The sequence below is a fragment of the Psychromonas arctica genome (assembly GCF_038155225.1).
Taxonomy (GTDB): Bacteria; Pseudomonadota; Gammaproteobacteria; order Enterobacterales; family Psychromonadaceae; genus Psychromonas; species Psychromonas arctica_B.
In genome coordinates this window covers 35,372-45,176 of the sequence record NZ_JBAKBA010000032.1, presented here as the reverse complement: position 1 = coordinate 45,176, position 9,805 = coordinate 35,372, and the positions used below count along the sequence as shown (strand labels likewise).

General features: G+C 36.7%; 7 protein-coding genes. 4 read left to right on the top strand and 3 right to left on the bottom strand.

What is annotated here, in order from left to right:
- Positions 1–343 precede the first annotated feature (343 nt).
- The gene (gene gpmI / locus V6255_RS13165) at positions 344–1,861 is read right to left on the bottom strand and encodes a 2,3-bisphosphoglycerate-independent phosphoglycerate mutase (protein WP_341628574.1); all 1,518 of its coding nucleotides are present in this window, start codon (positions 1,859–1,861) and stop codon (positions 344–346) included.
- 866 nt (positions 1,862–2,727) lie between these two features.
- On the opposite strand from gpmI, the gene V6255_RS13160 reads away from it, so the two are divergent.
- Entirely contained in the window at positions 2,728–2,916 is a 189-nt protein-coding gene (locus V6255_RS13160; RefSeq protein WP_341628573.1) for a DUF1289 domain-containing protein, read from the top strand.
- Positions 2,917–3,280: 364 nt separating this feature from the next.
- Here V6255_RS13160 and V6255_RS13155 read toward each other — a convergent pair whose 3' ends face one another.
- Positions 3,281–3,736 (bottom strand): MerR family transcriptional regulator, encoded by a 456-nt coding sequence (locus V6255_RS13155; RefSeq protein ID WP_341628572.1) that lies wholly within the window; start codon positions 3,734–3,736, stop codon positions 3,281–3,283.
- Between the two features lie 290 nt (positions 3,737–4,026).
- Between V6255_RS13155 and V6255_RS13150 the strand changes: the two genes are divergently transcribed.
- Positions 4,027–4,296: a hypothetical protein gene (locus V6255_RS13150; protein WP_341628571.1), complete on the top strand. Its 270-nt coding sequence runs from the start codon at positions 4,027–4,029 to the stop codon at positions 4,294–4,296.
- Positions 4,297–4,443: 147 nt separating this feature from the next.
- Here V6255_RS13150 and adhE read toward each other — a convergent pair whose 3' ends face one another.
- Entirely contained in the window at positions 4,444–7,101 is a 2,658-nt protein-coding gene (gene adhE, locus V6255_RS13145; RefSeq protein WP_341628570.1) for a bifunctional acetaldehyde-CoA/alcohol dehydrogenase, read from the bottom strand.
- A gap of 386 nt (positions 7,102–7,487) precedes the next feature.
- On the opposite strand from adhE, the gene V6255_RS13140 reads away from it, so the two are divergent.
- Complete coding sequence (locus tag V6255_RS13140) at positions 7,488–8,648, top strand: AI-2E family transporter (protein WP_341628569.1); 1,161 nt, start codon at positions 7,488–7,490, stop codon at positions 8,646–8,648.
- A gap of 1 nt (position 8,649) precedes the next feature.
- Entirely contained in the window at positions 8,650–9,588 is a 939-nt protein-coding gene (locus V6255_RS13135; protein ID WP_341628568.1) for a class I SAM-dependent methyltransferase, read from the top strand.
- The last annotated feature ends 217 nt before the right edge of the window (positions 9,589–9,805 follow it).

Sequence of the window (9,805 nt, the reverse complement as noted above, 5' to 3'; positions counted from 1 at the left end):
CTCCCTATGCATGCAGAGTAATTATTGAGCACCAAAGATCAACACGCCCTAGTCAGTGCCTTTGGTTTTGCGTAGTTCAAGGCGAATTATTTAAACAATAACTGGTTATTGAGAAATTATTTAACGCAGAAATCCACGGAAATAGCGATGTTGTATCGCTTTGCTTATCCGGAGCTGAGGTTATGTACCTGTCTAAATTAAACCAAAAAATGGCATTAAAGCTATGGACAAACACTGTTGTACATTCAATGTTGTAGATTTAATGAATATGCGATTTATGATGTAAGCAGGGTAGTTGTCCTACCCTGCTAAAGTAGAGGTTTTATACACTATATTGCATAAACTAAATTAATGAATGTCTTGTCATTACAGCAGGTTGTTCTATACCCATTAATTTCAGTATTGTTGGTGCCATATCACCTAACACACCATCTTCAATATTTTTAAGATCTTTATCGACTAAAATAACCGGCACTGGATTGGTCGTGTGTGCGGTGTTTGGACTACCATCTGGGTTGATCATGGTTTCACAGTTACCGTGATCGGCGATAATCAATGTTGTATAGTCATTAGCAAGGGCTGCAGTAACAACATCTTTGACACATTCGTCTACTGCTTCACAGGCTTTAATTGCTGCGTCCATCATGCCTGTATGCCCTACCATATCGCCGTTAGCAAAGTTAAGACAAACAAAGTCTGCTTCACCTTTGTTCAGTTCTGGTACTAACGCATCACGTAGTTCATAGGCACTCATTTCAGGTTTTAAATCGTATGTTGCCACTTTAGGTGAATTTTTTAAGATGCGGGATTCCCCTTCAAAAGGTTCCTCTCTACCACCTGAAAAGAAAAATGTTACATGTGGATATTTTTCTGTTTCAGCAATACGAATCTGTTTTTTGCCGTGTTTAGCTAACACTTCGCCTAACGTTTCATTGATATTATCTTTGTTGTAAATGACTTTTACATTTTCAAAGGCATCACTGTAGTTAGTGATTGTCACGTAGTATAAATCGAGCTTTGTCGTATTTTGCTCAGGGAAGTCTTGTTGATTTAACATTTCAGTTAATTCACGACCTCGGTCAGTACGGAAGTTAAAGAAGATAACAACATCATCTTTTTTAATTGTCGCGCGTGGCTGTGCTTTATCATCCGTTAAAATAATTGGCTTAACAAATTCATCTGTTACGCCATCTGCATAACTTTGTTCAATTGCGCTTAGGGCATCTGTCGCTTTTACACCAACGCCATTCACTAGTGCATCGTAAGCGAGCTGAACGCGTTCCCAACGATTATCTCTATCCATTGCATAATAACGACCAGTAAGAGAGGCAATTTGAGTATTGGTATTTTCAATGTAGGCTTCTAAATCTGCAATCGAGGCTTTTCCTGATTTTGGGTCAACATCACGTCCATCGGTAAAAGCATGTACGTATGATTGCTGTACACCAGCTTCTTGTGCAGCATCAATAAAGCCTTTTAAATGAGTAGAATGAGAATGAACTCCTCCATCACTTAATAAACCTAAGAAATGTACCGCTTTATTGTTATCTTTAGCATATTGAAGTGCATCAACCAGTACCGGTTCTTTAGATAACGTTTTCTCTGCTACTGCGATATTAATTTTTGCTAAGTCTTGGTAAACAATGCGCCCAGCACCTAGGTTCATATGACCCACTTCACTGTTACCCATTTGTCCTGTTGGCAAACCAACATGCTCACCATCAGTACGTAGTGAAGCATTAGGGTAATTTTTGTATAAAGAGTCTAGAAATGGAATATTAGCATTGTCTGGAGCTGATACTTTAGGATCTGGTGAAGTACCCCAGCCGTCTAAAATCATAAGAATTGTTTTTTTGTTCATGTATTCACCCAGTTTAATTTTTTAGTTCTAAATTTTGTTTATCTATTTCACTTACACTCAATACAATAAGTTTTAATAGAGTAATAATATTTATTTAAATGATAATGGTTATTGTTTATATGTTTTTAATTTAAGCTTAAATGATAAATTTGTCTATGAAATACCTTGTTTTCTTCATGGTTCTTTCCAATCAAATTGATAGGTAAAAAAGGGCGATGAATATAAGTTTATTTGAATCAGGTTTATTTTTAGGGGCGCATGGCGGATTCGACGTAGTCTAGTATTCTTAATGGAGGAGCACTGCGAGTTCTGTTTTTAGCTTTCAGGTTTTGTGTTAACTCGTCTTCGCTGATTCAATCTGTTGTATCTTTATTAGCAGTCGTCGCGCCCTGTCGGAGTCACGTCTTTCTTTTATCAGAAAAAAGGTTGCAAAGAGGCTGTTACAGAATCGTTTTCTACTCCAAATAATCAATAGCTTTTATAAGACACTCGGAAATGATGACAGGATTGGTCAGTGAATGCTGCCGTTTAATTTAATAAACTTATAGTAATACCAATCACACTAATTAACTGATCTATTTTATTTGTTAAAATAACTTATTTCTTCGTTGTAAATTTCGTAAAGGGAACAACCATTAATGAATTAACATGTTTTAGTTAATTCACCGATAGACGATTAACGAAGTTAATCTTCGAAAGGCCTCAATTTACGCCTTAAACTAAGTCATTTTTCCTGCGCAAAATTTAGATCACTTATTTAATGTAATCGGTATAACGTTTATCCGAAGTATTTAACCGCTTTACAGTGTTAAAATCTATTCCTGTTTAAGCTTTGAGTATGAGCTCAATAAAACGAGATACCTGAAATGAAAAAAAGAAAAAGTCCTTGTATCGACCAGTGTGATTTCTCAGCAACCAAAGGCTGGTGCTTAGGATGCGCAAGAACGAGAAAGGAGTGTCAAAAGTGGAATACAATGACGCCTTATAATGCCAATATTCTTCAAAAAGATCTTACAAAAAGAATGATACAAATAAAGGCTACAAAGAACGCCTAAAAAATAAAGCAGTGGATACAAGTAGTGTATCTTCGCAATGAGATTGGTTTAAATTTATTGCGGTGAATTATGATAAGCAAAAAAGGTTAAGAGAGTTACTTTGATAAGTCTTGTACTGGGTTTTTGTACTCTATAAAGCATACTGGATATTTTTGGTTAAAAATCTGCCTATCTTTTACTCAATTTAAAACGCTTAATAATTGATAGGCAGTTTATAGCATCAGATTCAAAAGGGTTTAGCAGCAATCCGAATTGCTACAGCAATCACCACAAGCACAACTTTCTGCACACTTACAGTTGTCTGTATTGCAACAACAGTTTGGCGTTTTTTTATCTTCACAACATTTACATACTTCACTCATATTTACTCTCCAGTTAGGTTAGGGGCGTTGCCAGTACTGCAGCACTGCCAATGGTTTTCAAAACAATCTAGTAAATGACAATTAGTCTCTGCAATCTCGCTTGAACCACAAGTATTTGAAAACACTTCTAATGCTTCTACCGTTGCTTGTAATTCAGAAATTTGTGTTTTAATTTCTTCAATTTTGGTTAACGATTTCTGCTTAACGACTGATCGTGATTCACTACAACAATGATCGAAAATGAGAAGTTCTTTAATTTCATCTAAGGAAAAACCAACTCCTTGAAGTTTTTTCACCAAGCGAACCGTCCGAATATCTTCATTAGAATAATGACGATATCCATTGGTTTTTAATGGTTGTTCAATAATGGCTTTACGTTGATAAAAACGAATTGTTTCTACGCCAACATTTGCTGCTTTAGCCAGCACGCCAATGGTAATTGGTTTGTTCTCATTCATCGATAGCTCCTATCCTACACTCCGTACCTAGGTACAGAGTCAAGCAGGTATTTATACAAAAAGCAAAAAAATTGATTTTTTATCGTCTTCGCTCGTTGAGTCAGTTAGGAATTTCTTGACTGTGGTTTAGCCCTGTCGGCAACAATACTCTCTGCTAATATTGGCTGTATTCCTTCTGGTTTAGTGAGTCGTGTTACACAACAACGAAATTAAATGAAAAGTAGTTGTTTTTTAACCTTTGGTTGCTTACTTTGAATCATTGTTTTACCTCTGAACGAGGTGTTATTTATTTGAAGATATATGAGGTATTACCTGTGAAGTTATTTACTATTTCATTTGTTTTTTCAGTGGCCACTTTGTTTATATTGATTATGTTGGATAGTGAGTTATCAAATTTATATTGTGTTTGGCCGCTTCAGCTTCTTGAAGCAACAGGCTTATTGGGCAATAACACTGACAGTTTTTATAATAATTGGTATTCGTTCTCAATGACTTTCTCTTTGTTTGTACAAAGTGCCGTCATCTATTTTTTGACATCAAAGCTCGCCGCTAAAAATTAATTTATCTTTAACTGCAATTTTATTTTTATCATGATTCTTACCTTTGCTTTATTGTCTCTGCTTTAGTTTCAGAGGTTGATTTGGAATCTCAGGTACAAAAAAGCCTGCATAAAGCAGGCTTGGTAAGGTAGTTGAGAAGTTAGCTAATTATTTAGCTTTTTTAGCTACCTTTTTCTCTTCTTTTGCTTCTACTTCTGGTGCATCCATTACGTCAGCGTAAGCAGTACCGTAGTAAGAAGCGATTAATACTTCTTTAAGCTCTGCGATTAATGGGTAACGTGGGTTTGCACCTGTACATTGGTCATCAAATGCGTCTTCTGCTAGTGAATCCAATTTCGCCATGAATTCAGCTTCGTTAACCCCAGCCGCTTGGATTGATAATGGAATATCCAATGCTACTTTTAACTCTTCTAACCAGTTTAGTAGGGCGTTTAGTTTATCTTCAGTGTTACCTGTAATAAAGCCTAAGTGTGCGGCTACTTCTGCATAACGAGCACGTGCTTTAGGGCGATCGTACTGTGAGAATGCAGTTTGTTTAGTTGGGTTATTCGTTGCGTTGTAACGAATCGTATTCGAAATTAATAACGCATTAGCTAAACCATGTGGAATGTGGAATTCAGCACCTAGTTTGTGTGCCATTGAGTGACAAACACCTAAGAATGCATTGGCAAATGACATACCAGCGATAGTGGCTGCATTATGTACTTTTTCACGTGCAATTGGGTCTTTTTTGCCGTTTTGGTAAGAGCTCGGTAAGTACTCTTTTAACATTTTAAGTGCTTGTAACGCATGGCCGTCAGAGTATTCATTTGCTAATACAGAAACGTAAGCTTCCATTGCATGCGTTACCGCATCGTAACCACCGAATGCACATAATGATTTTGGCATATCCATTACTAAGTTAGCATCGATAACCGCCATGTTTGGTGTTAGTTCGTAATCTGCTAATGGATATTTTTGACCTGTTTTTTCATCAGTTACCACGGCAAATGGTGTTACTTCAGAACCAGTACCAGAAGTCGTAGTGATACAGACCAATTCAGCTTTAGAACCCATTTTAGGGAATTTGTAGATACGTTTACGAATATCCATAAAGCGCATTGATAAGTCTTCAAAATCTGTTTCTGGGTGTTCATACATTACCCACATGATTTTTGCCGCGTCCATTGGTGAACCACCACCCACTGCTAAGATAACGTCCGGTTGGTAGCTTAAACAAGCTGCAGCACCTGCTTTTACGACTGCCAATGTTGGGTCGGCTTCTACTTCATGGAATACTTCAACTTCCATGCCTTTTTCTTTTAAGATACTGCGTAAATCATCGATGTAACCGTTGTTGAATAAGAAGCGGTCAGTCACGATTAATGCACGTTTTTTACCTTCAAGGTCTGTCATTGCAACAGGTAAACAGCCGCGACGGAAGTAGATTGATTTTGGTAGTTTATGCCACAACATATTTTCAGCTCTCTTAGCAATTATCTTTTTATTGATAAGGTGTTTAGGACCTACATTTTCAGAAATGGCATTACCACCCCATGAACCACAACCTAGTGTTAATGAAGGTGCAAGTTCAAAGTTGTAAAGGTCACCGATACCGCCATGAGAAGCTGGTGTATTAATAAGAATACGTGCAGTCTTCATTTTGTCGCCAAAGTAAGCGATACGTTCAGCGTTCGCGTCTTGGTCAGTGTAAAGTACTGATGTATGACCAACACCGCCTATGTCTAATACGATACCTGCTTGACGTACTGCATCTTCAAAGTTTTTGGCTTTGAATAAGCCTAATGTTGGGGATAGTTTTTCATGTGCAAATTCGTCATCCCATGAAGCTTCTAGGCCTTCACCGATAAGAATTTTAGTAGATGTTGGTACTTTAACGCCTGCTAGTGCCGCAATTTTATATGCAGGTTGACCAACGATTTTTGCATTCAATGCACCGTCAATTAATAAAACTTTGCGTACTTTGTCTGCATCCGCATTGCTTAGCACTGCAGCGCCATATTTAGCAAAACGAGCCTTTACTTCATCGTAAATAGATTCAACAACAATGGCTGCTTGCTCAGAAGCACAAATTACACCGTTATCGAATGTTTTAGACATTAAGATTGAAGAAACAGCACGTTTGATATCTGCTGTTTCATCGATAACAACAGGGGTATTACCCGCGCCAACACCGATAGCTGGTTTACCTGAAGAGTAGGCCGCTTTAACCATGCCAGGACCACCTGTTGCAAGGATCATGTTAACATCGTCATGTTTCATTAGTTTGTTTGAAAGCTCAACTGAAGGCTCATCAATCCAACCAATAATATTCTCTGGGGCACCTGCTTTAACTGCTGCTTCTAATACAATTTTAGCGGCAAAGTTAGTTGCATTTTTAGCGCGTGGATGCGGAGAGAAGATACAACCGTTACGTGTTTTAAGGCAAATTAACGCTTTGAAAATAGCTGTTGATGTCGGGTTAGTTGTTGGAACGATGGCACAAACAATCCCTAATGGCTCAGCGATAGTAATAGTACCGCCTTCTTCATTGCGCTCAATGACACCACACGTCAGTTCGTCTTTGTATTTGTTGTAAATAAATTCAGAAGCAAAGTGATTTTTAATTACTTTGTCTTCCATAATACCCATACCAGATTCAGTGGCTGCCATTTTAGCAAGTTCAATACGTGCTGTAGAGGCTGCTAATGATGCGGCGCGGAATATTTTGTCAACTTGCTCTTGTGAGTAGTTTGCAAATTCTTTTTGTGCTGCTTTTACGCGAGCCACCATTGCATTTAGTTCTGCGACATTAGTTACTGTCATATATTTCTCCAAAGTTTAATAAATTTAAAAATTTTAAAAGTGCTTTATTAAAACGGTGTATTTAAAAACAGACTTAGTAAATAACTTTCAACTTAATTATAGGAAGATATGAGATTGTCATATTGATCAGGATCACTTTATTGTGATGCTTAGTGCTGTTTATTTTGTGATCTATGTCTCTTTTGGTAAATGAGCGCTAATAAGTGGATATTTATTATAAAATCCATTATTAAAATAATAATAAATATTTAAATTGTATTATTATATTCTTATATATCAATTGGTTAAAATATAAGGTTAAGTAATTTTTATTAATCATTCACTATCCTTTATACTTCGATTTAATTACGTTATTTAGAACATAATCCCATTAAGGAAAGTGCAAAATGGTTAATGCATCCACCGCGGCACGTACGGCTTTATATTTTTCTGCTTTAGTCATTTCATTAGCAGGTATAAAAGTAGCTGCACCGATTGTTGTTCCCTTTTTACTTTCTTTATTTGTCGCAATTATATGTAACCCTGCGATTAATTATCTTGAAGGTAAAAAAGTGCCGAGAGGGTTAGCGATCACCCTTGTTATTTTTACTATCTTTTCTCTGTTTATTATTTTGGGCGGGGTAATTGGCGCTGCTGTAAATGATTTTAGAAAAGCGATTCCAACTTATGAAGCACAATTATCAGAGCAAATTACTTGGTTAATAGGGTGGTTAGCAAATCACGATATTGTGATTTCAATGGCTGAACTCCGAGGTTATTTTGATCCTGCAAAAGTCATGAATTTAGTGACAACAACCTTATCCGGCTTTAGCAGTGTATTAGGCAATATATTTTTATTGCTCTTAACGGTTGTATTTATGCTCGCTGAAGGAAAAGTATTTACAAAGAAACTACACATGGCTTTTGATGATTCTGCACATACAGAAAAACGCTTAGATCATTTCTTAACCATGGTAAATCAGTACATGGCAATTAAAACCATGGTTAGTCTTGCTACTGGGGTCATCATTGGTACTGTGTTGTGGGGAATGGGCGTACAATTTTATGTGTTATGGGCCTTATTAGCTTTTCTATTAAATTATATCCCTAATATTGGTTCAATTATTGCTGCAGTGCCTGTTGTTATTCTCACCTTCTTACAGCTTGGTGCTGGTTATGCTTCTGTTGTTGTTGGGTTATTTGTTAGCGTTAATATGATCATGGGAAATGTGGTCGAACCACGTTTCATGGGGCGAAGTTTAGGTTTATCAACGTTAGTTGTATTTCTCTCATTAATTTTTTGGGGATGGCTACTAGGTGTAGTCGGTATGCTGTTATCGGTTCCGTTAACGATGATTTTAAAAATTGCCTTAGAAAATAGCGAAGATGGCCGTTGGTTTTCTATTTTATTAAGTTCTGACGAAGAGGTCGAAGCATTGGAAATTGCCTGCGAAGATAAAGAGACTGATGGCGAAACCTGTGTTAATTCATTCGATTTACCGGTTACCAATACAGGTGAAACAGAATCAGAAACGTTCGTTAACTCTACTACCAAAGAAGAAAAATAATATGTTTGCACCATTGTTAGAAAAAATGCATTTCCCTAAAGCAGTATCGAACAACGATATGCAACAAGATAAAGAGATGGCGCGTTTATTTCACGGGCGAGGGTTTTGTTATCCTGAATATCAACATTTCAATATTGATTGGTTATCGCCTGTTATTTTAGTGATTCTTTACAAAGAAGAAAGCCAACAATGGTTAGCTGATTTAAGCCAATTTTTATTAGCTGAAATGACTAAAAGAGGATTTTCTGTTACGAGTATTCAAGTGCAATTTCGTTGCCGAGATTTAGCGCCTACAGAAGTGTTATATGGTGAAGCCGTCAGTGATTATGTAGCTTGTGAGAATGGGTTATCTTATAAAATTAATTTAGGTAAAAACCAAAATTACGGTATTTTCTTAGATATGAAAAATGGACGCACTTGGTTAAGAGATAACAGCCAAGGAAAGCGTGTTTTAAATTTATTTTCTTATACTTGTGCTTTCTCTGCTGCTGCATTAGCGGGTGGAGCTGAACAGGTTGTTAATTTAGACATGAGCAAAGCGGCTTTAGCAGTAGGGCGTGATAACCATAGATTAAATGGACATGATTTAGCGAAGGTGAAATACCTTGGGCATGACTTGTTTAAGTCTTGGGGAAAAGTGAAACGTTTAGGGCCTTACGATATTGTGATTGCTGATCCACCATCTTTACAGAAGGGCAGCGTTAATATCCAACGTGATTATCCCAAAATTATGCGTCGTTTACCTGAGTTACTCAATAAAGGCGGACAAGCTTTATTGTGCTTAAACAGCCCAGATCTGGATTTTAAATTTATTTATGACTCATTAGCTGAACATTGTCCTGAAGCGAAAGTGATCGATGTTATTAAGCCACCTATTGAATATACGAATATTGACTTAGATAAAGGCTTAAAATGCGTCCTAGTGGAGATATCAGAATAATAGCGCTGATCCCTCAAGAGTTGTACGATGTAATTAGATAGGGTTAGCTTATAAATATAGTCTGTTTAGGATTGAAAATGAAAAAGGAGCTTAAATAGCTCCTTTTTCATTTTCATTGTTTAATATTCTAAGTTACCCAATGAACTTATAGTCAATAAACTTATAGCCATAAAATGACCCCATCATTAATCTCATTATTAATAATTTCAATAATCCA